We start from the raw sequence: 25,078 nt of genomic DNA on the forward strand, positions 1-25,078 counted from the left end.
ACCGGGAAGAGCAAGAACCAAGGGGGCAAGCATGGCGCTGCCGGTAAAGGATCAACTCAGATACTGGGGCGTAGCGGCTGCCATTTTTGTGCTGTTGTTGTGGGCCCTTGGCGATGTCCTGCTGCCCTTCGTGATAGGCGGTGCCATTGCCTATTTCCTTGATCCTGTCGCGGATCGCCTGGAAAACCTTGGGCTGTCGCGCATGGCAGCCACTGCAATCATTACAGTTGTTGGCATTCTGGGCTTTGTCCTGATGATCCTGATGGTTGTGCCCGCATTAATCACCCAGCTGATCGAGCTGGTTGAGGTGATGCCCAGCCTGTTCCAGCAACTGCGCGGTTTCATCGAAAAACAGTTCCCATCCCTTCTGGACGCCGAATCCAACTCGCACCAGGCTTTGGTATCGCTTGGTGAAACACTGCAGTCCAAAACCGGTGATGTGTTGCAGTCCGTGGCGGCCTCGGTCGGGTCAGCGATTAACGTCGTGGTCCTGTTGGTCATCGTTCCGGTCGTTGCGGTCTATATGCTGCTGGACTGGGACCGCATGATTGCCCGCATCGGAGAGCTGCTGCCCCGCGACCACGCCCCGACGATCAAACGTCTGGCGGGTGAAATTGACGCAGTTCTGGCCTCATTCGTGCGCGGCATGGGTACCGTCTGTCTTATTCTGGGGACCTACTACGCTGTCGCTTTGATGGCGGCGGGTCTGCAATTCGGCCTGATCGTTGGCTTTATCGCCGGACTGGTCACCTTCATCCCCTATCTTGGTGCTTTGATCGGTGGCACTTTGGCGATCGGTCTGGCCCTTTTCCAGTTCTGGGGCGACTGGGCGCATATCGGTCTGATCGCTGGCATCTTTGCTTTGGGTCAGGTGACTGAGGGTAATTTTCTGACGCCCAAACTGGTGGGGAATTCGGTGGGTCTGCACCCTGTCTGGTTGCTGCTGGCCTTGTCCGTGTTTGGCGCGTTGTTTGGCTTCGTTGGAATGCTTGTGGCCGTACCTGTTGCCGCTGCTCTTGGTGTTCTGGCGCGGTTTGGAACCTCCGTCTACCTGCACAGCCGTCTTTATACCGGCCTTGAAAGCACGGATCAGGAAGACGCTTGATATGGCCCAGCAGCTGAGCTTTGACCTTCCGGCCAAAACTGCGCTGGGGCGTGAGGACTTTTTTGTATCCCCGGCAAATGCGCTGGCGGTTGCCATGATTTCGGCAACCTCATGGCCGGGCAACAAACTGGTGCTGAGCGGCCCCGCCGGAGCAGGCAAAACCCACCTGGCCCATGTCTGGGCGGCCGAAACGGGTGGGCGGATCATCCTGGCTTCGGACCTACGGCACGAGGATGTGCCCGATCTGGCCCGCACCGCCGTGGCGGTCGAAGACGTGCCCATGATCGCGGGCGATCCAGAGCAGCAAAAGACGCTGTTTCACCTGCACAACCTGGTGTTGGCAGAAGGCAACGCGCTGCTGATGACCGGGCGGCTTGCGCCGAAATTCTGGCAACTGCCGCTGCCGGACCTGCAAAGCCGGATCGAAGGCGCGCACCACGTGGCGCTTGATCCGCCAGATGATGCCCTTCTAGGTGCGGTTCTGGCCAAGCTGTTCGTGGACCGGCAACTGAACCCCAGCCCCGATGTCATCGCCTATCTGGTCAAACACATGGACCGACGATTTGAATCCGCGGCCAATGTCGTGGCACAATTGGACCAGTTGGCTCTTGCGGAAAAGCGCGACATTACCCGGGCACTGGCCGTGCGTGTTCTGAACGCGGACATGGATGATGTCTAATCTGCCCGTTGACCCACACCCGGTCATCTCGCATTCTGCACCCGGAATATCTGGAAGAGACATGGATCAGACTGTCGAAACCGAAATCCCTGACTGGGGGCCGTTCGGAAAGCCCTTGTTCGACGATCCCGAGGCCCGAGCCCTATCGCGGGTCGGCGTCGTCGATGTTGGATCGAACTCGGTCCGTATGGTGATCTTTGACGGCGCGGCTCGATCACCTGCGTATTTCTACAATGAAAAAGTGATGTGTGAGCTGGGCGCAGGCCTGTCAGACACGGGGCGCCTTAATCCGGTCGGCCGCAAACGCGCGCTTTCTGCCCTCAGCCGGTTTGCTCGTCTGGCAGACGATCTGGGGCTGCCTGGGTTGCACGTAGTGGCAACCGCTGCAGTGCGCGAGGCCGAGGACGGGCCCGACTTTTGCGCCGAAGTTCAGGCCGAGACCGGCCTGACGGTGTCGGTCATCAACGGCGCGGAAGAGGCACGCTTGTCCGCGCAGGGCGTTCTGCTGGGATGGCCCGGTGCTTACGGTCTGATCTGTGACATCGGCGGATCGTCAATGGAACTGGCCGAGATCGGCGACGGCGAAGTTGGCCGCCGCGTGACCTCGGCGCTGGGTCCGCTGAAACTGCGGGACATCAAGGGCGGACGCCGGGCACGCAAGGCACATATCAAGACTACGATGGAGAGCCTTCGCGACAAAATGGGCCCGCAGCGCGACCGACTTTTCCTTGTCGGCGGCAGCTGGCGGGCCTTTGCGCGTCTGGATATGTTGCGCCGCGGCTATCCACTGAACGTCCTGCACGAATATCGCATGACCACCACACAGGTGCGCGAGACCATCAAATTCATCGAAAGCGGTGATCCGGAGAAATTGCGGAGCGCAGCGGGTGTATCAAGCTCGCGGATGGCATTGATCCCTTATGCGATGGATGTGCTGGCGCGTCTGATCCGCACCTTCAAACCCAAGGACATTGCAATCTCAAGCTATGGGATTCGCGAAGGTTTGCTGTACGAGCAGATGCCTCAGAACCTGCGCGACCGTGATCCGCTGATCGAAGCCAGCCGCTTCTCCGAGGCCAAGGATGCCCGCCTGCCCGGCTTTGGCAAGCTGTTATTCGAATTTGTCATGCCGATTTTCAAATCGGCCACACCTGCGCGTGTACGCCTGATCAAAGCGGCCTGCCTATTGCATGATGTCAGCTGGCGCGCGCATCCCGACTACCGAGCCGAGGTTTGCTTTGACAACGTGACGCGTGCCAATCTGGGCGGTCTGAAACATTCAGAACGGGTTTTCATCGGGCTAGCGCTGCAGCACCGCTATCGCAACAAGCGCGAAGGCAACCGGTTCGCTCCTTTGTATGAGTTGCTGGACGAAAAGGAACAGAAACAGGCGGAAATTCTGGGTAAGGCGATGCGCTTTGGAGCCATGTTGTGGATGAAAAGCGACGCCAAAATGGGCACGTTGAAATTCTACCCCAAGAAGCGCCAGCTTGAACTGATCCTGCCAAAGGCGGCAAGCCCATTGTTCAGCGAAGTCGCGGTGTCGCGGCTGAACTCTCTGGGCAATGCGTTGAAATCGGAAACCCGCGTTATCGTCAAAGGCTGAGCCCTAGATTTCGGTTTCACCTTCGGGCGCACTTTCGGGCAATTCCGGTTGCTCATCAGGTGCTTGCGGCGGTTTCTTGCGGATGATTATATCACCGTTTGGCAAAATCTCGGGCGCTTCATAAGCGCTCCAGTCCTGAATCTCGCCCGCCAGTTCGGCAAGCGCAGGCCCCATTTGCTCGATAAAGGATTGCATGGCCGGACCGAATTGATCTGCCAATCCCAGCAAATCCTCAAGCGCGGGCTCCATCTCTTGGCGCAGGCCTTCAAAAAACAGCTCGGCCCCCTGCTCCATGAGGGATTTTGGGCCCTCGTCCTCAGCAACGGCTGGACCGGCCAGAACGGTGCAAAGCGCGCAGATCGGGATGAGACGTTTCATACGGGAACCATAATGCAACCGCGCTTGAGTTGAAAGATCACAGCTCAATATCAAGCGTCACCGGGAAATGGTCCGATGCGGTCAGCAATGCCTGCTGCAGATCAGGGGTCGATTGACAGATCGGGTCGTCAAACGGATGCCAGATGCGCCAGTTCGGCCGACGATCCCGGAGACCATCGCTGATCATGATATAGTCCAGCAAAGCTTCAAGATACTGACCTTTGTCGGGCTGGGCAAAGCGCGCGGTTGACGGATGCCGACCCACATCTGACCCATTCGCTGTCACGGCGTGAGGATCGAACAGCCCCGTTTGCAGCAGAATTTCAACCGAAGACCTGCCGAACAGGTGTTCGAACTCATCTAGTCCGGGACCATCGTTGAGGTCGCCCAACAGGATCACATGCTCATCTGCTGCCAGATGCGCTTTGATCCGTCGGCTGAGCCAAATCGCCTGGGCCAACTGCTTTCGGCGGTTTGCTATAGAAATCCGGATCGCTTCGTCCCGGCTTTCAGCCCCATGCGGGGCTTTTGACTTCAGATGCGCCCCAATCAGGCGGAGGTGTTGCCCCGAGATGGTTTCGATAGCCAGTTCCATGGGCGGCTTTGAGAACTGCACCTGATCTTCCGTCGCATCAATATCGAGATCGATATTGAACACCTGATCGAAGCTTGGGGCCGACCTGTCGCCCTCTTTCGGGTCATGACGCGGCTTCAGAACGTGCGGATCGTAAAGCAAGGCCAATTCCTGATGGGTGTCATTGGCAAACCCCATTACCGCATTGCTGGTACGCAATTCGAATGCCTCGGCAAACCTTTGAAGTGCGCGCACCGTGTTCTGCGTTTTTCCTGTGTTAGGAGCCTCGACGATCAGAACGGCGTCCGCATCGATGGCCGTCAGAACCTTGGCAATCGCTTCGACCTGTTGAGCCTTGGTCACATCGTGCCGACCGGACCAGCTGTCATCCACGATCAGCTTGTCTTTGCGATCAAAAAGATTGGCGAACCATTCGATGTTATAGGTCGCCAAACGCATGGCTCAGGCCCGCGCACCGTTGATTTCATCCCAGGCCCGGTTGATGTCGATCATCTTTTTCTCGGCCAAGCGAATGGCCTCTTCGGGCACACCGCGCGCCATCATCGCATCCGGGTGCGTATCCCGGACAAGTTGCCGCCAAACCTTGCGGATATCGGGCAGCGGCATGTCGCGCGGCACACCCAGAACCGTATAGGGATCGTTTGGCGCATCGGGTACAAACCGCGCGCGCAGCGCCAGGAATTGCGCGTCGGTCTGGCCGAAAATGCGGCTGACTTCTTCCAGAAACTCGTTTTCATTCGGATGATAGAATCCATCCGCCATAGCGATGTGAAAGAGCCCCTCCATCAAATCGCAAAGCGTGGTGCTGTCTTCCGAGAACATGCGCGCAATTTTGCGGGCATAGTCTTGATAGCCCGCAACATCCGTACGCGCCATGTTGAACACACGTGCGGCACCTTCCTCGTCATCACGGGCAATCTGGAAAACATCCCTGAAAGCCGTGACTTCGTCTCTGGTCACCTGCCCATCGGCCTTGGCCATTTTCGCACCCAACGCGATCACTGCGATTGTAAACGCCACCGAGCGTTCGGGGGGCGAGCGCAGCTTTTCAAAAACGGCTGTAAGGCTTTCGCCCTGTGCAAGTGCGCTGAGCGCATCGGATATGCGGGTCCAGATCGACATGAGCGCACCCTAGCGCCCCTGATCGCGCGTGTCAGGTGCGACAGATATGTTCGTGCCAAGAATTTTCTGCATCAGAACAAGGTCCAGACGTTTACCCCATTTGAACCCGACCTCGGGCATGCGGCCAACTTCGGTGAACCCGATCGCCGCGTGAAAGGCTATCGCACCGGGGTTCGCAGATGAAATCCCGGCCACAAGCACATGCACGCCTTGGGCGCGCGCAACGTCTTCCAGAGCGCGGATCAAGGCCCGGCCCGTTCCCTGCCCCCGGGCTTGCGGCGCCAGTTGGATCGTCAACTCACTGCAATCCGCGTATCCCGGACCGGACCGAAAGGGGCCATATGTGGCGAAGCCAAGCACCTCGCCGCCCTCATCCGCGACCAGATAGGCGGGGCTGCGCGTTTCGATGTCCTGGGCGATGCTGTCAGCACTGCGCTCTGTGGTGGTGAAGGTCACAAGCGTGTCGCGGATGATCGCATTGGTGATCGAAGCGACCCCTTTAGCATCGGAAGCAGTGGCTTGCCTGATCCTCATTCCAATATGCGCACGCCGTGCGGCGTCTCGAACTCTGCCCGCAGCGCAGCTGGGCCGGTGTCGAACACGACGCCGTCCAACGCTCCGAGCAAGCGGGCCAAGTCCAGCGCGTCAGGGTGATACACGACCAATCGTTGCAACCTGCAACCGCTGTCACGCAGCATCGTGGCCGGGTGCAAATCGCCTTGCCACTGAATCAGCGCAGGGAAAAGATTGTCAAAAGGCAGCCGACCATTCGGAGGAACTGCCATCTGCCAGCGCAGCGCACCCCGGGCCAGGTCAATCGGGTGCCCTACCCCATCGGGAAAAATGGACAGAGCAGCCTCAATGTCCGGAACGCGACAAATCCAGTTGCTCAGCCGGGGTGTCCCCTTGAACCGATCCAGATCAAACCACCTTGTTCTCTCGGGGTTTGGCGCACTGGGATCAATCGCGATCACTTCGAGGTAGAGGCCATCACGCAGTCCCAACAGGCGGTTATATGTGCCGAATTTCTCGTGCTTTCCACCATCCTGTAAGGGCACGCCCAAAGCCTGTTCGAGGTGGGCTGATGCCTCTTCCAGTGTTTCGCCCGCAACGGCCAGATGATCCAGTAACATGCGCGCCCTCCTATGAAAAACGACCAGACCCAACAGGATCTGGTCGCATGTTTTCTTCAAAGTCGCGGGATCACAAGATTTTTTGGCAAAAAATCTCGGCCCGCGTTACGCTTTGGCTTCGCCAATCAGGCGCAGGATGTCCTGTGCAGCTTCGGGAATGTTGGTGCCCGGACCAAAGATCGCCTTTACGCCGTGGTCATATAGAAACTGGTAATCCTGCTGCGGGATCACGCCGCCGCAAATGACGATGATGTCCTCGGCACCGGCTTTTTTCAGTTCTTCAACCAGTTGCGGGGCAAGGGTCTTGTGACCCGCTGCTTGCGAGGAAATCCCGACCACGTGTACATCGTTGTCAACAGCATCCTGCGCGGCCTCGGCAGGTGTTTGGAACAGCGGGCCCACATCCACGTCAAAGCCGATGTCAGCAAAGGCTGTTGCGATCACCTTTGCGCCCCGGTCATGGCCGTCCTGACCCATCTTGACCACCAGCAGCCGCGGTCGGCGGCCTTCTGCTTCGGCGAACTCTTCGATGGATTTCTGGATCGCGGCAAAGCCTTCATCGCCCTCGTAAGCCGCGCCATACACACCGGCCAGCGTTTTGACCTCGGCGCGGTGACGGCCGAATTCCTTCTCCATTGCCATGCTGATCTCTCCTACAGATGCACGGGCGCGGGCGGCTTCGACTGCAGCGGCCAGCAGGTTTCCGCCCTCGCGGGCAGTTTTCGTCAACGCGTCCAGCGCAGCCTGACACGCGGCCTCGTCGCGGGTGGCACGGATACGTTCCAGACGCGCGACCTGAGCCTCGCGCACGGCGACGTTGTCGACGTCCAGAATGTCGATCGGGTCTTCCTGTTCCTTGCGGTATTTGTTGACGCCGACGATAACCTCGTCACCCTTGTCAATCATCGCCTGCCGACGGGCGGCGCTTTCTTCGATGCGCAGTTTGGGCATTCCGCTGGCGACGGCCTTGGTCATACCGCCCATCTCTTCGACCTCTTCCATCAGGGCCCAGGCCTTTTCGACCAACTCATTGGTTAGGCTTTCGATGTAGTACGACCCGGCCAGCGGATCGACCACATCGGTCACGCCGGTTTCTTCCTGAAGTACCAACTGTGTATTCCGCGCGATGCGGGCCGAGAAATCGGTCGGCAGCGCAATCGCCTCGTCCAGAGCATTGGTGTGCAGCGACTGCGTGCCGCCCAAAACCGCACTCATCGCCTCATAAGCGGTGCGGATCACGTTGTTATAGGGGTCCTGTTCCTGCAAGCTTACGCCCGAGGTCTGGCAGTGGGTGCGCAGCATTTTGGACCGTTCAGATTTCGCACCAAAGTCGGTCATCACCCGGTGCCAAAGCGTACGCGCCGCACGGAGCTTGGCGATCTCCATGAAGAAGTTCATGCCAATGGCAAAGAAGAACGACAGACGGCCTGCAAACTTGTCCACGTCCATGCCGGCCTCTGTTGCGGCCCGGACATATTCGCGCCCGTCAGCCAGCGTGTAGGCCAGCTCTTGCACAAGGTTCGCCCCGGCCTCTTGCATATGGTAGCCCGAGATCGAGATCGAGTTGAATTTCGGCATCTCATTCGAGGTGAATTCAATGATGTCCGAGATGATCCGCATCGAAGGTTCAGGCGGATAGATATAGGTGTTGCGCACCATGAACTCTTTCAGAATGTCGTTCTGAATGGTGCCGGACAGTACGGATTTGTCGTGGCCCTGCTCCTCACCCGCGACGATGAAATTTGCCAGAATCGGGATCACTGCACCGTTCATGGTCATCGAGACCGAGACCTTGTCCAGCGGGATGCCGTCGAACAGGATCTTCATGTCCTCGACACTATCGATGGCCACACCGGCCTTACCCACATCGCCCACAACGCGCGGGTGATCACTGTCATAGCCGCGGTGGGTTGCCAGATCGAAGGCGACCGAGACACCCTGCTGACCCGCTGCCAGATTGCGACGGTAGAAGGCGTTCGACTCTTCTGCGGTCGAAAATCCCGCATATTGCCGGATCGTCCAGGGGCGGCCAGCATACATCGTCGCCTTCACACCACGCGTGAACGGGCCAAAACCAGGTAACGACCCCATATGCGGCAGATCTGCGGTATCTTCCTGCGTGTACAGAGGTTTGACGTCGATACCTTCCAGCGTTTCCTTGGTCAGGTCGTCCAACGGGCGTCCGCGCAGCTCTTTCTCGGCCAGCGCCTGCCAGTCTTTCGTATCGGTCATTGCGTGTTCCTTTTCTCAATTCGGGTCGCGGACAGGATTAACCTGCGCGATTTGACGTTCGGTGCCGCCCGCTGCGGCATGGGTGAACGCAATATTTTGATGGCTGCGTGCATTTCGCCGGTCGCATTCACCGGCACAGGGGCTATATTCAATCGAACAGGAGGCCCCATGACACGAACGCTTGCCCTTGTTTTATCGGCACTATTCCCGCTGGCCGCGATGGCCGCTGACGGGGCTGCACCCGCTGAGGACGAGTTTGTCCGCCCAGCAGGCGACAGCGATCTTAGCGAATTTCTATGGGTCAACCGGCCCATCGTTGTCTTTGCCGACACCCCGGCAGATCCGCGCTTCCAGCAACAGATCGACATGCTGGTCGAAGGCGAAGCGGCCATGCGGGATCGCGATGTGATCGTGCTGACGGATACCGACCCGTCCGCGCGGTCTCCGATCCGATCGCAACTGCGGCCGCGCGGGTTCCAGATGGTGTTTGTCGATAAGGACGGCGTCGTCAAACTGCGCAAACCGTCCCCGTGGAGCGTGCGAGAGATTGGCCGCTCCATCGACAAGACGCCCCTGCGCGAACGCGAAATCCGCGAACGGCGCGAGGGCGGCTGAACGCATTTGCCACGCCCCAAACCCCCGGCGCAAAACGCCGGGACACCCTTGGGATATGGCAAAAGCAGGGTCATGATCACTCGAACTCGATGATCACATCGTCCACGGCAAGACTGTCGCCGGGGCCAGCGTTGACCTTGGAAACAACGCCTTTCTTCTCGGCGCGCAGGATGTTCTCCATCTTCATCGCCTCGATCGTGCACAGCGCCTGGCCTTCCTGCACTTCCTGCCCTACTTCGACATCGATCTTCACGACCAGGCCGGGCATCGGGCAGAGCAGCATTTTCGAGGTATCGGGCGGCAGCTTTTCGGGCATCAGCTTGGCCAGTTCTGCCTGACGCGGACGGCGCACATGTACCTTCATATCCGCACCACGGTTGCGAATGCGGAACCCGCCCGAGATCTTGCCGACCTTCAGAACCAGCGGGCTGCCATCGACATCCAGAACGGCCAATTGGTCACCCGGCGTCCAGTCCGACGCGACGCGCAAGGTCTGCCCGTCCTCGAATTTGATCGTTGCACCTTCTTTGTCGGCGCCGACGCGAACCGCGAATTCCTTGCCTTGCACGGACACAACCCAACGGTTGCCGACTTTACGCTCGTGGTTGTCCATCCGACCGGAAACGCGCGTCCGGCGGATTTCAGAAACACGGTACATCGCAGCGCAGGACGCTGCGATCCGGCGCAGATCACTTTCGGGCAGTTCAACACCTTCGAAGCCATCCGGATACTCTTCGGCGATGAAGGCCGTGGTCATATCACCGCTGACAAACTTCGGGTGATCCATCACCGCCGACAGGAACGGCAGGTTATGACCGATGCCTTCGACCTCAAAGCTGTCCAATGCCACACGCATCGCCTCAATCGCGGCTTCACGGGTTGGAGCCCATGTGCACAGCTTGGCGATCATCGGGTCGTAATACATGCTGATCTCGCCGCCTTCGTAGACGCCGGTATCGTTGCGTACAGCCGCCTCGCCCTCGGGCGCCTCACCCTGCCATTTGCCGTTCACCAGCATCGGGCCAGAGGCAATTTCCTGTGGCGGACGATAGCGGGTCAGACGTCCAATCGACGGCAGGAAGTTGCGATATGGGTCCTCGGCATAAAGACGGTTTTCAATCGCCCAACCAGTCAGTGTCACGTCGTCCTGCGCTATCGTAAGCTTCTCTCCGGCGGCAACGCGGATCATCTGTTCCACCAGATCGACGCCGGTGATCAGTTCGGTGACCGGGTGTTCCACCTGCAGGCGGGTGTTCATTTCCAGAAAGTAGAAGTTCTTGTCGCCATCGACGATGAACTCCACAGTACCCGCGCTGGCATAGTCTACGGCTTTGGCCAATGCGACCGCCTGTTCACCCATTGCCTTGCGGGTTTCGGGGTCCAGGAACGGCGACGGCGCTTCTTCTACAACCTTCTGGTTCCGGCGCTGGATCGAGCATTCGCGCTCGCCCAGATAGATGCCGTTGCCGTGGCTGTCGCAGAGAACCTGAATCTCGATGTGACGCGGCTGGGTCACGAATTTCTCGATGAAAATCCGATCGTCGCCGAACGAGTTCGCAGCCTCGTTCTTGGACGACTGGAAACCCTCGCGCGCTTCGTCGTCGTTCCACGCGATCCGCATGCCTTTACCACCGCCACCGGCGCTGGCCTTGATCATGACGGGGTAACCGATGTCATTTGAAATCTTGACTGCTTCGTCGGCATCTTCGATCAGTCCCATGTAGCCGGGAACGGTCGAAACCCCCGCGTCCTGAGCGATCTTCTTCGAGGTGATCTTGTCGCCCATGCTTTCGATCGCACCCTTGGGGGGGCCGACAAACGCCACGCCTTCGGCCTCAAGTGCCTCGGCGAATTTCGCGTTTTCCGACAAGAAGCCATAACCGGGATGCACCGCCTGCGCGCCGCTTTGACGGATGGCATCCATGACCTTGTCGATCACGATGTAAGACTGGTTCGCAGGCGGTGGGCCGATGTGAACCGCCTCGTCTGCCATCGACACATGCAAGGCGTTCTTGTCTGCGTCCGAATAAATGGCAACGGTGCCGATACCCATTTTGCGGGCGGTCTTGATAACCCGGCAGGCAATCTCACCCCGGTTGGCGATCAGGATCTTGTTAAACATGGAACGTCCTTTGTCTTGGTGTTCTGAAAACGCAAAATGCCGCCGCGGAGAGTATTCTCCACGACGGCACGATGCGTGATGACGGTCGGGGCGACGCGCGCCCCGGAAAACCCGGTTCTACCTACAGGTGTTCTGTGTCTTGCAATACAGGACGTTGCCTGCCGCGCCGACCACGGCACCGAACAGCGGGTCCGAGTTGAGAACCGCTGCGCCGACCGCGCCTGCGCCGCCGCCAAGCAGCGCCTGCTCGCCTGTATTGTCACCGCAGGCAGCAAGGCCCGCACAGGTCGCCATTGCAAGGATGAGTTTCGAGATGCGCATGGTAACTGCCCCTTTTGGATTCTTGATGCGTTCGGGGGCAGATGTGGGATTCCGGCCTTGTTATTCAATAACAGGCAGTCCTGACCGAGGTTTTGCGCAGATTTGTGCCGCTTTACGCATAGTACATGCGCAAAGAAAAACGCGGACAGGACTTTGTGAAAATCACAAGCCTGCCCGCGGAAGGAAGGGGTACGGAATAGTAGGTGCATGTGCGACGCAGGCAAAGTAGAGCCGCACGGCTTGGACAGGTTGCTAGGCACAATCAACGGCGTAAACAAAGTATTGTTTCTGGTAAGGATTCCGGCTGGAAATCGCCCATTAGGCGAATAGGCGCGCAGATTCGTGCCGAGGCGCCGTGTTGCATGGGATGCCTGCCCGGACGACGAAACCGTCACAGTTCCGTTACAAAACGTCCTGACAAGCTGCGTTTCTGCACTTGCATCATCACGGGTTGCCAAAGGCGGTGTTGGAAATTCCTTTCTGGATCGCAAAAGGTTAACCGATCTGTTCACCCTAGTGTGAGTGCAACTTGGAACCCGTGCACGTTTCCTTGAGAAATCAGATGCTTCCAGTCCCTTTCTCGTGATTTCCTTCAAAACGCCTTGCGTGGAACGGTTCGCGTGCACACTCGCACACAAGGAAACATCTACATGATTGCAAAGAGAAAAACGGCATTGCTGCTTGCCGTATCCGCGCTTGGTTTGTCCGGAACGGTCGCTGGCGCGCAAGATGCCCAAACCCAAGCCGAACTTGATGCACTGCGCGCCCGTGTCGAAGCCCTTGAAGCCGGAAAACCCGGTGCTGGCACCGGCGACCTGCGAATCGGAAACACCACGCTTGATGTTTACGGATACGTGAAGGCTGACTTCTTCTTCGACACCGATTTCGAATTGGGCGACTTGGCGGATGCGACCCGAATTGGTGAGCCGGCGAATGCGACAAGCGGGAGTTTTGGGGCCACCGTGCGCCAGTCTCGGATCGGACTTCGCACCAACACGCCGTCTGCCATCGGCGACATCTCGGGCCAGTTGGAAGTTGATCTGTTCGCCTCTGGCGGCAATGCCGAGTTCCGCCTGCGCCATGCCAACATCCGCATCGGAGACAACTGGCTGATCGGTCAATACTGGACAAACTTCCAGCCGCTGGACTCCTACCCAACGACCGTCGAGTTCAACGGCCCGGTTGGCATCCCCTTCGCCCGCGTCCCGCAGGTGCGCTATACAAACACCATCGGATCGGACACAACCTTTGCGGTATCGATCGAAGAGAACGTCGGTGGCTCGAATTCGGATGATCCGGTTCTGACCGGCTCGATCGAATACAACTCGGGCACCTATCTTGCCCGCGCCTCGGCCTTGTACGGCAAAGCCCAATCCGGCGCGGTCGAAGTGGATCAGACGGGCTATACCCTCTCGGCAGGCGTTCGGCCCTGGCAGGGTGGTTTGTTTCAGGTCAACTATGTCGATGGCGAAGCGCTTGGTCCCTATCTGATCGCTGCTGGCGACGCGATCGTCAACGGGCAGGCCAACGATGTGGACGGCTTTACCGTCGAGTTTCGTCAGGACCTCAGCGCCAAATGGAATGTCGGCATCGCCTACGGGCAAGAGAACTACGATCTGCCGACATCGACTGGAACCTTGTCCTTTACCGAAGTTGAAACGATCCACGTCAACGCATTTTACAAGGCGACCGACAATCTGACCCTCAGCGCCGAGTTCTTCTATGGCGAACGTAACGATGCGCCGACCGGGCGCACTTTCGACAGCAACCGTATTCAACTGGCGGCCCAGCTGAATTTCTGACCGCACATACCTGCCCTGCCCCTTTGCGGGCAGGGTACCGGGCCGGGATGGCCGCAAAGTGTTATGTACGACAGCGGATTGCACGATCAGCGGAACCCGTCGAAGATGTCCGGGAACGAAATCCGCCCCGCGTCCGGATCAATCACCAGCAGCGCGTCATAGCTGGCGGGGTCAAACGGATCTTCCGCCGGAACGACCTCACGTTCAAACAACCAACTGAGGCGACCCGCATCCAGGTTGCCCCTTTCAAACGGCTGATCGCCGAAATGCGCCCATAGCGCCTCCATGAAGGCCGCATCCGCACGCTTGTCTGCTGGTTTGCGATCACGAAACCGCTCGCGCCGGGTCAGCGGCGTTACGCCCTTGGGGTTGGCGCGGCGAATGGTGAACTGAAAATCCGTACCCGGCAGGCGTCCGGGAAAACCGCGATGTTTCAGCATGGCGTCACCTCAGCCGAACCGGGGATTAATTCGTAACACCCATCACAGGATGATGTCATTTTGCGCACCTCCAAAGCCGCGTCGCTGTTCAGAAATGCTCTGACGTGATGAACAGAGAGATTCATGGTCAAAGCCCCTCCCAGATACACCGGGACTGTTCCAGCCGGTAGGCTTCAAAGTATTGGGTCGCGTCAGGGGTTGCGCGGCCAAACTCGATCGGACGGTCGGACAGGGAAATGACCACGCGGGCGGGTTCAAGTTCGTACTTGGCCACATAAGCAACCGCCAAAGTCTGGCACAAGTGCTCCATATCCACCGCCGCGATATCATAGCCGATGCGGCCAACGTCTGACCCGATACGCGGAGCGATAAAACGAAAGCGGACCCAAAGTTCGCCGGGATTGTCATCCAACAGAACGTCACTCAGGTGGACAGGCTGGCCCGAAGGGACCGGCAGCAGATTTTCGTTTTCAGCCAGAACAGGAGACCCAATGCCCAAAAGGGCCAAGACTAGGGCGCGATCCCGGACCTGCCATAAGCAAGCTCCTCTCTCCGGGATCGCGCGCGCATGGCTTTTGGCCCGCGCTTTTCTATGTCCGATGGGGAAAACCATTTATCAGTTGTGGCCTCAAAGTCAATTTTTTCCGAAGAATCTGCCCTGACCACATGTCTGGCCGGGCAGATCAATCGGTGTTTCCGTTTACAGCGGAATATTGTCGTGCTTTTTCCAAGGGTTTTTCAGCTGCTTGCTGCGCAGACTTGCAAACGCGCGCGAGACACGGCGGCGGGTTGATTGCGGCATGATCACCTCGTCGACAAAGCCACGCTCGGCAGCGACGAAGGGGTTCGCAAACCGATCTTCATAGTCAGCCTGGTGCTGCGCTGTTTTCTCGGCATCGCTCAGGTCCGCACGGTGAATGATCTCGGTCGCGCCTTTCGAGCCCATCACCGCGATTTCCGCCGTGGGCCAGGCATAGTTGAAATCACCGCGCAGGTGTTTGGAGGCCATAACCACATACGCACCACCATAAGCTTTGCGTGTGATTACGGTGACTTTCGGCACAGTTGCTTCCGCGTAGGCGTACAGCAACTTAGCACCGTGTTTGATAACGCCGCTGTATTCCTGCTGCGTACCAGGCAAGAAACCGGGTACATCCACGCAGGTCAGTATCGGGATTTCAAAGCAGTCACAGAAGCGCACGAACCGTGCCGCCTTACGCGAGCTGTCGATGTCCAGACACCCGGCCAGTACCATAGGCTGGTTCGCCACAACGCCAACAGTCTGCCCTTCGAGGCGAATGAAACCAGTGATGATGTTCTTGGCAAAGTCTTCCTGAATTTCGTAGAAATCGCCCTCATCCGCCACTTTGGTGATGAGCTCTTTCATGTCGTAGGGCGTGTTCGGGTTATCCGGGACCAGAGTGTCCAGTGATGCTTCGATTCGATCGGGTTCATCAAAGAATGGGCGAACCGGCGGCTTTTCCTGGTTGTTGAGCGGCAGAAAGTCCACCAGACGGCGAACCTCGGCCAAAGCTTCGACATCGTTTTCGAACGCTGCATCCGCAACCGAGGATTTTTTGGTGTGGGTCGACGCACCGCCCAGTTCCTCGGCAGTGACCACTTCGTTGGTGACTGTCTTCACCACGTCCGGGCCCGTCACGAACATGTAAGACGAGTCCTTGACCATGAAGATAAAGTCCGTCATCGCCGGGCTGTAAACCGCGCCACCGGCGCAGGGCCCCATGATCACGCTGATCTGTGGCACAACACCCGAGGCAGTCACGTTGCGTTGAAACACTTCCGCATAACCTGCCAGCGACGCCACGCCTTCTTGAATCCGCGCACCACCCGAGTCGTTGATACCGATCACGGGCGCGCCATTCTGGACTGCCATATCCATAATCTTGCAGATCTTTTGCGCATGCGTTTCCGACAGCGACCCGCCGAACACCGTAAAGTCCTGGCTGAACACGTAGACCATGCGCCCGTTGATCGTGCCCCAGCCTGTCACAACGCCGTCGCCCGCGGGCTTTTGTTTTTCCATCCCGAAATCGGTGCAACGGTGGCTAACGAACATGTCGAACTCTTCAAAGCTGCCTTCGTCAAGCAGCAGCTCAATCCGTTCACGTGCCGTCAGCTTGCCGCGCGAGTGCTGCGCATCGATGCGCCGTTGTCCGCCACCCAGCCGTGCGTCGTTGCGACGGTCTTCAAGTTCGGAAAGGATGTCTTTCATAGCGATGATCCCCTGTAAAATTTGGCGCGACACTATACGCTGAGCAAGAAAGACCAAAGCGCCTTTCCGCAAATTTGCAAACTATTGCCAATTACATTGATGAATATTGTAAACTTGCAAATATTGCGCCCACAGGATCAAGACGGATGGCATTCCATTCTGCGCTCATTATACAGATGAACCATGCAGTTTAGTTCTTCTTCGGCGCACCGTACGCCGCCAACCATTGGCAACCTTGTTTTGCTGTCCGGCCTGTCCGCGCTCAGCCTGAACCTGTTTCTTCCCAGCCTGCCAAATATGGCCCTGCATTTCCAGGCAGACTATAAGGTCATGCAGTTGTCGATTGCCCTGTATCTTCTGGTCAACGCGGTCCTGCAAATCCTGATCGGCCCACTTGCTGACAAGGCAGGGCGACGACCCGTCCTGCTGTGGGGGCTGGCTCTTTTTCTGATCGCCACACTGGGCTGCATATACGCCCCAAACATCGAGATTTTTCTGGCTTTCCGGATGTGCCAGGCGGTCGTTGTCGTCGGCATGGTCCTGAGCCGAGCGGCTGTGCGGGACATGTACGATCAGGATCAGGCTGCGTCGATGATCGGCTATGTCACCATGGGTATGGCCGTGGTCCCCATGATTGGCCCGGCAATCGGAGGGCTGCTAGAAGAGAGTTTTGGCTGGAAAGCGAACTTTTGGCTTCCCTTCGCACTGGGTGTGCTGACACTGATTTTGACCTATTCGGATTTTGGCGAAACCTCGGCCAAAAGCGGTAAATCGCTGGTCCAGCAGTTTCGGGAATACCCCGAATTGCTGCGGTCGCCGCGGTTCTGGGGCTATTCGCTGTCCTCTGCCCTGTCTTCAGGCGCGTTCTTTGCCTATCTGGGTGGCGCCCCCTTTATCGGCACCGAGCTGTTTGGCCTGAGTGCCGCCGAGGTCGGCATCTACTTTGGCGCACCTGCCGTCGGCTATTTCGTCGGGAACTTTGTCAGCGGCCGCTACTCGGTACGCTTCGGCGTAAACCGGATGGTGCTCTGGGGATGCTGGCTAAACGCAGGCGGCGTAGCGATGTCTGCCGTTTTGTTCCTGGCAGGTTTTGGTACGGCCCTCAGCTTTTTTGGCTTCATGACCTTCGTCGGTATCGGCAACGGGATGACGATTCCCAACGCGACCTCGGGCGCGCTATCCGTGCGCCCTCATCTGGCGGCCACCGCCTCCGGCCTGAGCGGAGCCATCATGCTGGGCGGCGGCGCGGGTCTCAGCGCTTTGGCTGGCACCCTTTTGACACACGAAACCGGAGCCATGCCTTTGCTGTGGTTGATGTTAGCCACAGCCGGACTGGCGGTCTGCGCAATTCTGTCTGTCATCCGACGCGAACGGCAATTGGGGCTGTAACGCGCTTGCCTACGAGGGTTTGCAAAGTTAGCCTGCCGGAATAGGAAAGTTGCAAAGGCCCGTCATGGCGACTCAAAAGCTATACGCTGGTGCGAAACTGCGCGAAATGCGCACGCGCCTGTCTCTGACCCAAAAGGAATTCGCTGCAAAATTGGGCGTGTCCCTGCCCTATCTGAACCAGATGGAGAATAACAACCGGCCGATTTCGACCACGGTTGTACTGGCGCTGGCGCAGGAATTTGGAATGGACGTGACCGAATTGAGCACCGGCGACAGCGAGCGTTTGGTCTCGGACATGCGCGAAGCCTTGGCAGATCCCGTCTTTGACGATGCCGTTCCGCCGCTTGCTGATCTGCGCCTGACCGCGTCGAATGCACCGGCGCTGGCGCGGGCCTTCATTGCGCTGCACAGGACGTACCGTCAAACGCATGAACGCCTCGCGTCTCTGGACGAGGCGCTGGGGCGCGAGGATGCCCAGATTCAGGCGAGCCCATGGGAAGAAGTCCGCGACTTCTTTCACTATTGCGACAATTACATCGATGCGGTCGACCGCGCAGCGGAACGGTTCGCAAGACGGGCCAGCGATGCGGGTGGAATACGCGCTGCTGCACTCGACAGCCTCTCTGAACGTGGAATCCGGGTTCAGTTCCCCGAAATCGAGGAAACGAGGAAGTATGACCCCGAGAACAAGACTTTGCTGCTGTCGTCCCGGACCACACCGCAAACCCAGGTGTTTCAACTGCTGCTTCAGGTCGCGCTGATCAGCCAGGACAAGTTGCTGGAGGCAACGCTGGACTTTGCCAAATTCCAAAGCGAAGAAGCCCGCGCAATTGCCAAGATCGGGCTGGCGAACTACTTCGCTGGCGCATCGTTGATGCCATATGCCGAGTTTCTGGCCGCGGCTCAGGAATACCGCCATGACCTGGAACTGCTGAGCAACCGGTTCGGTGCCTCAATCGAGCAAGTGGCGCACAGGCTGTCGACGCTGCAACGCCCCGGCGCAAAAGGCATCCCTTTCTTCTTCGTCCGTGTCGATCAGGCGGGCACAATTACAAAAAGGCATTCGGCCACGCGTCTGCAATTTGCGCGTTTTGGCGGCGCATGTCCGTTGTGGAACGTTCACCGGGCTTTCGAAACACCCGGCCACTTCCTCCGCCAATTGGCGGAAACGCCTGACGGTGTGCAGTATATCTCATTGGCGCGGGATGTATCGAAATCCGGCGGTTCGTACGGGGCGCCCGTCCGCCGCTATGCCATCGCGTTGGGATGCGAGGTGCGCCATGCCGAAGCTCTGGTTTATGCCGACAACTTGGATTTCAATAATGCCAGCGCGTACGAACCAATCGGCATCTCGTGCCGTATCTGCGAGCGGCAAAACTGTCACCAACGCTCGGTCCCGCCGCTGGAACGCCGCCTGACGATCAACGCCCACACAAGAGGTACGTTGCCTTATGAGGTCACCTGACCTTTTGATAGCACTACAAATCGCATGGGAGGCGTATTTGAATCGACGGGGGCATATCCCCCGCCAGAACTTAGGCTTTTGACAGGATCGCCCAGATCTCGTCTTTCAGGGCCGCACGTTTCTTGCGCAGCTCAGTTTCAGCCAGATCTTCCATTGGCTCGACATTGGTCTCGGCACGGTGAACTTCGCGGTTGATCTCGTGATATTCATCCGCCAGCCGAGCAAAATGCGCGTCCGACTGCTTGAGCTGGCTCATCAGCTCGACCTTGTCCGGAAACTCTTGGGCCAGTTCGTGCGGGGTGTGGGACATTCCTGTTCGCTCCTAAAATATGTCGTTGCGATACAAGTCTAGTCGCCGCACCCCTACATCACTTTGACGCGGATCAAATCCGGCGTTCATTTACCGCTGTGCCACCGCCCACTGTGGGTGAATCCATGGCCGGTCATTGGCTGCCGGTAAGGCATCCTTGCCCAGCAAGTGATCCGACATCTTCTCGCCCACCATGATCGACGGCGCATTCAGGTTGCCGTTGGTGATCTGCGGGAAGATCGAGCTGTCAGCGACGCGCAAACCGTCGACACCGATCACCCGCCCCTGCGGGTCGACCACAGCATTCTTGTCGTCCGCCCGGCCCATTCGACATGTGCCGCATGGGTGATAGGCGCTTTCGGCGTGTTCGGCGATAAAGGCATTCAGTTCATCATCGGAGTGTACATCCGCACCCGGTTGGATTTCTTTCCCGGCATAGGGTTTAAAGGCATCCTGCCCAAAGATCTCGCGCGTCAGGCGAATACAGGTTCGGAAATCCTCCCAATCCTCTTCGTGGCTCATGTAGTTGAAGCGGATCACCGGCGCATCTTCGACCTTGGACGAGCGCAGCGTTACTGCGCCACGCGACGGTGAACGCATCGGACCGACATGGGCCTGGAACCCATGACCCTCTGCTGCCGCCTGGCCGTCATAGCGCACAGCCATCGGCAGGAAGTGGTATTGAATGTCCGGGTATTCGACACCGGGCTTGGACCGGATGAAGGCCGCGCTCTCGAATTGATTCGAGGCGCCCAGCCCGGTCTTGGTGAACAGCCATTGCGCGCCGATAAGGCCTTTGCTGATCAGGTTCCAGTGTTTGTAGAGCGTGATTGGCTGCAGCGACGCCTGCTGGATGTACAGTTCCAGATGGTCCTGCAGGTTTGCGCCCACGCCGGGGCGGTCGGCCACGACGTCGATACCGTGTTCGGCCAGATGTGCCGCGGGTCCGATGCCCGACAACATCAACAGCTTGGGCGAGTTTATGGACGATGCGGCCAGAACAACTTCGCGCCGGGCCCGGATGATTTCCGCCTTGCCGCTGCGGATTAACTCGACTCCGGTCGCACGACCGTTTTCCATCACCACCTTTGTGGCCAGCCCACGCACGATGTCGCAATTTTCACGCTTGAGTGCAGGTTTCAGATACGCATTGGCCGCGGACCAGCGCCGTCCTTTCCAGACGGTCTGCTCCATTGGGCCAAAGCCTTCCTGTTGCTCACCGTTATAGTCTCCAGTCACCTCATAGCCAGCCTGCTTACCCGCATCGACAAAGGCCTGAAAAAGCGGGTTTTCACGCGGACCGCGTGAGACATGCAGCGGGCCTTCGGAGCCACGCCAGGTTGGGTCGCCCCCATGACCACCATCGTGCCAGGTCTCCATACGCTTGTAATAGGGCAGCACATCCGCATAGGACCAGCCATCGGCCCCCATCTCGGCCCAGGTGTCAAAATCCCTCGCGTGCCCGCGGACGTAGACCATGCCGTTGATCGAGGACGACCCGCCGATCACCTTGCCGCGCGGACACGCCAACTGGCGATTGTTCAGATGCGGCTCGGGCTCGGACCGGTATCCCCAGTCATACATGCGCATGTTCATCGGATAGCTCAGTGCTGCCGGCATCTGGATGAACGGGCCAGCGTCAGTGCCGCCATGTTCGATAACCAGCACGGATGCTCCGGCCTCGCTCAGTCGATAAGCCATCGCGCATCCTGCGGATCCTGCGCCAACGATGACGAAATCTGCTTCCATATTCACTGCTCCTTTCCCGCCGCTGACCGGATGCCTCCGGCGGGAGTATTTTCAAAAAGATGAAGAGGTTATTCGCCACGCGGAAAGCGGGCGTTTTCCTCTACGACGTTAAGGTCCATGTGGTTGCGCATGTAGCGTTCAGACGCTTTTTGCAGCGGCTGGTAATCCCAAGGGTAGTAACCCCCCTGCCGCAGCGCCTCGTAAACGACCCAGCGGCGGGCCTGGCTTGCGCGCACGTCGGCGTCGAATTGATCCAGATCCCAGCGCGCCTTGGATTTAGCGCGCAGGGTCTCCAGCGTGCCTGTGTGTTCGGGTTTGTCGGCGAGGTTTTGAAGTTCGTGCGGGTCTGTGTCCAGATCGTACAACTGGTCTGGGTCCAGTGCGCAGCGGTTGTATTTCCACTTGCCATAGCGCAGCGAAACCAGCGGCGCATAAGATGCCTCAGCGGCGTATTCCATGGCGACCGGCGCGGTGCGTTCGGTGCCATTGGCCAGTGGCACAAGGTCTTCGCCATCGGTCCATGGCGCGATTTCGGCCATATCTACGCCCGCCAAAGCGCCAAGGGTCGGCGTCACGTCGATTGTTGAAACCGGCGTGTCGATGAGGCCTGCTGGCAAGTCCGGGGCCGAGATCATCAGCGGTACGCGGGCCGAGCCTTCGTAGAAGTTCATTTTGAACCACAACCCGCGCTCGCCCAGCATGTCACCGTGATCCGAGACAAACAGGATGATCGCCTCTTGCCGGGTTGTTTCCAGAACTTCCAGAATCTCACCGATTTTGTCGTCCAGATACGAGATGTTGGCAAAATACGCACGACGGGATTTGCGGATGTCGTCTTCGGTGATGTCGAAGCTGCGCCAGTCGTTGGCGTCAAAGATGCGTTTTGAGTGCGGGTCCTGATTGTCGTAGCCAAGGTCTGCGACCTCGGGCTGCAGATGTTCGCAATCTTCGTACAGGTCCCAGTACTTGCGGCGCGCCACATAGGGATCGTGCGGGTGAGTAAAGCTGACTGTCACGCACCACGGGCGCTCATCCTTACCACGGGCCAGATCGTACAGCTTGGCCTTGGCGTTATAGGCGACCTCGTCATCGTATTCCATCTGGTTGGAAATCTCAGCTACCCCCGCGCCCGTCACCGAACCCATGTTGTGATACCACCAGTCGATCCGCTCGCCCGGTTTGCGGTAATCGGGCGTCCAGCCGAAGTCGGCGGGGTAGATGTCGGTGGTCAGGCGATCCTCGAACCCGTGCATCTGGTCGGGGCCGACGAAATGCATCTTGCCGGACAGGCAGGTGTAGTAGCCCGCACGGCGCAGATGGTGCGCATAGGTTGGGATATCGCTGCGGAATTCGGCCGCGTTGTCATAAACACCCGTGCGCGAGGGCAACTGACCGGACATGAAACTGGCCCGCCCCGGCGCGCAAAGCGGCGAGGCCGTATAGGCGTTGGCGAACCGGGTCGACCGTTCCGCCAGTTTTTTCAGGTTAGGAGCGTGAAGCCATTCGGCGGGACCGTCTGGAAAGAGGGTCCCGTTGAGCTGATCCACCATCAGGATCAGAATATTCGGTTTTGTCATTTTTCAGCCTCGAGCAGAGTATTGAGGACACGCATTGCGTGGTTAACGGCCAGTTGCGGCTCAGCCGGGGCGCTGAGGGCGGCGCGGATGTAAAGCCCGTCGATCAGAGCGATCATGTTGACAGCGGCCTCTTCAGGATCGCTTAGCAAGGGGCGTAAGGCGTGGGTCAAGTTCGACCGGATTCGCGCCTGATAGATCTGCCACAGACGTAGGGCGTCATCATTTGTCTGTGCCAGAACATAAAAGGTCATCCATGCCGCAATAACATCCGGCGTAAAACAGGATGGGGCAAAACAGGCCCGGATAATTGCCTGTGCGCGGCCAAGTGGAGGGGCATTCTTCAGCTCCTCCCGGGCCTCATCTGCAAAATCGGACAGGATGCGGCGCATGGCGGCCAGAAAAATCTGATCTTTGCCGCCAAAGTAATGATGCGCCAGCGCACTGGACATCCCAGCCCGTTTGGCGATCTGGCTGACGGTTACATCAAGGGATTTCTTTGACCCGAGCTCGGCAATCGTTGCCTTGACGATCGCATCACGACGGATTGGCTCCATTCCGAGTTTCGGCATCGCTATCCCCTCACTACGTAAACAGTGAAAACGCTAAGGGGTTTTTATTGACTCGTCAATCAATAACGTTTTGAGCCGCCCTGATGCTCACAGTTTTGGCGCGATGCTGGGCGTCGTCAAGTTGCTGCGGTTCAAAACCGCCTCGCGCCAGGCGATGAAACTGACCGCCAATAGAATCACAGTTCCGCCCGCTACAACCCAGATGTCGACGCTTTCATGGAACACCAAAGCCCCAAGCAAGGTGGCCCAGATCAACTGTAGGAACGTAACAGGCTGCGTCACAGCAACCGGAGCGGCCTTGAGGGCAAGAGTCATGAAATAGTGTCCCATCGTCGCAAAACTTGCCACTAGAAACAAAACGCCCAGGTCGCGCAGGCTGGGCGGGGTCCAGACCGCAAGCGCAAAGGGGATCAACGCTATGGTCACCCAAATTGACATATGCGCGACCACCACCGAAGGCGGCAGATCACGTACCAGCACTTTGGCAATCAGGTAGGACCCGCCCAAGGTCAGGGCCGTGCCCAACATTGTGATATGCCCGGGCGAAATCTCACGAAAACCCGGACGCAAGATGATCAAAACACCAATCAAGGCCACGAAAATCGCTGCAATCCGGCGAAAAGCCAGCTTTTCCCCCAAAAACAGAGCAGCGCCCAGCGTGACGTAAACCGGTGTCATGTAGTTCATCGCCGTGACCTCGGCCAACGGGATCTGGGTCATCGAAAAGAACCACAACATGACAGCAAAGGCATGGACGACGCCCCGGGTGCCCAGCAAAACCAAATGCCGCTTTGTAAGGTGCGTGGTCAAGACCAGCCGAAGCGCTGGCAACAGAAAGATCAATCCGAACGCAAACCGAAGAAAGGCGGCCTGTATCGGGTCCATGGTTGACCCAAGCGACTTGACCAGGGCGGTCATGATCACAAAGGACAGGCCCGCCGCAAACATCCAAAGCATGCCTGTCAGCGGTCGATGTTGGGCGGCCAAACTTGTCATGTTAAGGGTTGAACACTGAAACCTCGGCCGAGGCAACCCATCACATCCAAACAAGCTTGGCAGCAATCGCCAGCATGACCAGACCGATCAGCAGATCTAGAACCTGCCACGCCCGCGCGCGTCTGAAAATCGGAGACAGTACACCCGCCCCGTATCCGAGCGAAAAGAAGAACACAAAGCTGGCCGTCATGGCACCGACAGCAAAGGCCAAACGGTCCTCATACTGCGCCGAGATCGACCCGATCAGCACAACAGTGTCTAAATAGACGTGCGGATTCAGCCAAGTGAACGCCAGAACAGTCAGCAGAACGGATTGCAGACTGGAGCGTTGGCCTTCGCCAATCTCCATCACCGCGCCACCGCGCCAGGCTGAACTCAGGCTGCGCAGACCATACCAAGTCAGAAAGAGCGCACCGCCATACCGCATGACAGTCTCGAACCACGGCATGGCTTGTGCCAAAGTTCCAAAGCCGGCGACCCCGGCAGCAATGAGGATCGCGTCCGACACCGCGCAGGTCAGGCACAATGGAAACACGTGCTCGCGCCGCAGCCCTTGTCTGAGGACAAAGGCGTTTTGGGCACCTATGGCCAGGATCAGGCTGAAGCCTAGTACGAAGCCTGCGATCAAAGATGTGGGCAT

Annotated in this window: 24 protein-coding genes; 7 read left to right on the forward strand and 17 right to left on the reverse strand. The window is 58.3% G+C overall.

Translation table 11 applies throughout. The features are described 5' to 3' along the window. Positions 1-31: 31 nt before the first annotated feature. The 3 genes from J7416_RS12165 to J7416_RS12175 all read left to right on the forward strand — a co-directional run bounded on the left by J7416_RS12165 (position 32) and on the right by J7416_RS12175 (position 3,390). Complete coding sequence (locus J7416_RS12165) at positions 32-1,105, forward strand: AI-2E family transporter (RefSeq protein ID WP_209225011.1); 1,074 nt, start codon at positions 32-34, stop codon at positions 1,103-1,105. A gap of 1 nt (position 1,106) precedes the next feature. Further along, positions 1,107-1,784, forward strand: coding sequence for a DnaA/Hda family protein (locus tag J7416_RS12170; RefSeq protein ID WP_209225012.1), 678 nt, complete (start codon positions 1,107-1,109; stop codon positions 1,782-1,784). A gap of 61 nt (positions 1,785-1,845) precedes the next feature. Next, a complete protein-coding gene (locus tag J7416_RS12175) occupies positions 1,846-3,390 on the forward strand; it encodes a Ppx/GppA family phosphatase (RefSeq protein WP_209225013.1) in 1,545 nt (514 codons plus the stop codon). 3 nt (positions 3,391-3,393) lie between these two features. On the opposite strand, the gene J7416_RS12180 is transcribed toward J7416_RS12175, so the two are convergent. From J7416_RS12180 to scpA, 6 genes are all read right to left on the reverse strand, one after another. Further along, positions 3,394-3,768: a hypothetical protein gene (locus tag J7416_RS12180; protein ID WP_209225014.1), complete on the reverse strand. Its 375-nt coding sequence runs from the start codon at positions 3,766-3,768 to the stop codon at positions 3,394-3,396. 37 nt (positions 3,769-3,805) lie between these two features. Beyond that, positions 3,806-4,801 (reverse strand): endonuclease/exonuclease/phosphatase family protein, encoded by a 996-nt coding sequence (locus J7416_RS12185; RefSeq protein ID WP_209225015.1) that lies wholly within the window; start codon positions 4,799-4,801, stop codon positions 3,806-3,808. A gap of 3 nt (positions 4,802-4,804) precedes the next feature. Further along, positions 4,805-5,485: a molecular chaperone DjiA gene (locus tag J7416_RS12190; protein ID WP_170466360.1), complete on the reverse strand. Its 681-nt coding sequence runs from the start codon at positions 5,483-5,485 to the stop codon at positions 4,805-4,807. A gap of 9 nt (positions 5,486-5,494) precedes the next feature. Continuing rightward, positions 5,495-6,019 (reverse strand): GNAT family N-acetyltransferase, encoded by a 525-nt coding sequence (locus J7416_RS12195; RefSeq protein WP_209225016.1) that lies wholly within the window; start codon positions 6,017-6,019, stop codon positions 5,495-5,497. Then, positions 6,016-6,618, reverse strand: coding sequence for a VOC family protein (locus J7416_RS12200; RefSeq protein ID WP_209225017.1), 603 nt, complete (start codon positions 6,616-6,618; stop codon positions 6,016-6,018). The genes J7416_RS12195 and J7416_RS12200 overlap by 4 nt, the downstream gene beginning before the upstream one ends. Before the next feature lie 105 nt (positions 6,619-6,723). Next, positions 6,724-8,850 carry a methylmalonyl-CoA mutase gene (gene scpA / locus J7416_RS12205; RefSeq protein WP_209225018.1) on the reverse strand — a complete coding sequence of 709 codons (2,127 nt, stop codon included), beginning with the start codon at positions 8,848-8,850 and terminating at the stop codon, positions 6,724-6,726. A gap of 168 nt (positions 8,851-9,018) precedes the next feature. On the opposite strand from scpA, the gene J7416_RS12210 reads away from it, so the two are divergent. After that, complete coding sequence (locus J7416_RS12210; RefSeq protein WP_209225019.1) at positions 9,019-9,465, forward strand: DUF4174 domain-containing protein; 447 nt, start codon at positions 9,019-9,021, stop codon at positions 9,463-9,465. A 76-nt stretch (positions 9,466-9,541) separates the two neighbouring features. On the opposite strand, the gene J7416_RS12215 is transcribed toward J7416_RS12210, so the two are convergent. Both J7416_RS12215 and J7416_RS12220 read right to left on the reverse strand, forming a co-directional pair. Next, positions 9,542-11,587: an acetyl/propionyl/methylcrotonyl-CoA carboxylase subunit alpha gene (locus J7416_RS12215; protein ID WP_209225020.1), complete on the reverse strand. Its 2,046-nt coding sequence runs from the start codon at positions 11,585-11,587 to the stop codon at positions 9,542-9,544. A gap of 117 nt (positions 11,588-11,704) precedes the next feature. Further along, positions 11,705-11,908 carry a hypothetical protein gene (locus tag J7416_RS12220; RefSeq protein ID WP_170422834.1) on the reverse strand — a complete coding sequence of 68 codons (204 nt, stop codon included), beginning with the start codon at positions 11,906-11,908 and terminating at the stop codon, positions 11,705-11,707. A 650-nt stretch (positions 11,909-12,558) separates the two neighbouring features. Between J7416_RS12220 and J7416_RS12225 the strand changes: the two genes are divergently transcribed. Then, the gene (locus J7416_RS12225; RefSeq protein ID WP_209225021.1) at positions 12,559-13,710 is read left to right on the forward strand and encodes a DcaP family trimeric outer membrane transporter; all 1,152 of its coding nucleotides are present in this window, start codon (positions 12,559-12,561) and stop codon (positions 13,708-13,710) included. Between the two features lie 86 nt (positions 13,711-13,796). Here the strand turns inward: J7416_RS12225 and J7416_RS12230 are convergent, their stop codons facing one another. From J7416_RS12230 to J7416_RS12240, 3 genes are all read right to left on the reverse strand, one after another. Next, complete coding sequence (locus tag J7416_RS12230; RefSeq protein ID WP_209225022.1) at positions 13,797-14,150, reverse strand: hypothetical protein; 354 nt, start codon at positions 14,148-14,150, stop codon at positions 13,797-13,799. Positions 14,151-14,277: 127 nt separating this feature from the next. Then, on the reverse strand, positions 14,278-14,763 hold the full coding sequence (locus J7416_RS12235) for a DUF6497 family protein (protein ID WP_247744250.1): 486 nt from the start codon (positions 14,761-14,763) through the stop codon (positions 14,278-14,280). 87 nt (positions 14,764-14,850) lie between these two features. Beyond that, positions 14,851-16,383, reverse strand: coding sequence for an acyl-CoA carboxylase subunit beta (locus J7416_RS12240; protein ID WP_209225023.1), 1,533 nt, complete (start codon positions 16,381-16,383; stop codon positions 14,851-14,853). Between the two features lie 183 nt (positions 16,384-16,566). On the opposite strand from J7416_RS12240, the gene J7416_RS12245 reads away from it, so the two are divergent. Next, positions 16,567-17,772 carry a multidrug effflux MFS transporter gene (locus tag J7416_RS12245; protein WP_209225024.1) on the forward strand — a complete coding sequence of 402 codons (1,206 nt, stop codon included), beginning with the start codon at positions 16,567-16,569 and terminating at the stop codon, positions 17,770-17,772. Positions 17,773-17,836: 64 nt separating this feature from the next. Then, positions 17,837-19,237: a helix-turn-helix transcriptional regulator gene (locus J7416_RS12250; RefSeq protein ID WP_209225025.1), complete on the forward strand. Its 1,401-nt coding sequence runs from the start codon at positions 17,837-17,839 to the stop codon at positions 19,235-19,237. Positions 19,238-19,307: 70 nt separating this feature from the next. Here J7416_RS12250 and J7416_RS12255 read toward each other — a convergent pair whose 3' ends face one another. The 6 genes from J7416_RS12255 to J7416_RS12280 form a co-directional block, all read right to left on the reverse strand. Beyond that, a complete protein-coding gene (locus J7416_RS12255; RefSeq protein WP_170422847.1) occupies positions 19,308-19,547 on the reverse strand; it encodes a YdcH family protein in 240 nt (79 codons plus the stop codon). 90 nt (positions 19,548-19,637) lie between these two features. Continuing rightward, complete coding sequence (gene betA, locus J7416_RS12260) at positions 19,638-21,296, reverse strand: choline dehydrogenase (protein ID WP_209225026.1); 1,659 nt, start codon at positions 21,294-21,296, stop codon at positions 19,638-19,640. Positions 21,297-21,364: 68 nt separating this feature from the next. Further along, positions 21,365-22,873, reverse strand: coding sequence for a choline-sulfatase (betC, locus tag J7416_RS12265; protein WP_209225027.1), 1,509 nt, complete (start codon positions 22,871-22,873; stop codon positions 21,365-21,367). Beyond that, positions 22,870-23,442: a transcriptional regulator BetI gene (gene betI / locus J7416_RS12270; RefSeq protein WP_209225028.1), complete on the reverse strand. Its 573-nt coding sequence runs from the start codon at positions 23,440-23,442 to the stop codon at positions 22,870-22,872. Before betI ends, betC begins: the two co-directional genes overlap by 4 nt. A gap of 87 nt (positions 23,443-23,529) precedes the next feature. Next, positions 23,530-24,438 carry a DMT family transporter gene (locus J7416_RS12275; RefSeq protein WP_209225029.1) on the reverse strand — a complete coding sequence of 303 codons (909 nt, stop codon included), beginning with the start codon at positions 24,436-24,438 and terminating at the stop codon, positions 23,530-23,532. A gap of 40 nt (positions 24,439-24,478) precedes the next feature. Next, on the reverse strand, positions 24,479-25,078 hold the full coding sequence (locus tag J7416_RS12280) for a LysE/ArgO family amino acid transporter (protein ID WP_209225030.1): 600 nt from the start codon (positions 25,076-25,078) through the stop codon (positions 24,479-24,481).

Origin of the sequence: Ruegeria sp. R14_0, assembly GCF_017743975.1 — a bacterium.
GTDB lineage: Bacteria > Pseudomonadota > Alphaproteobacteria > Rhodobacterales > Rhodobacteraceae > Ruegeria.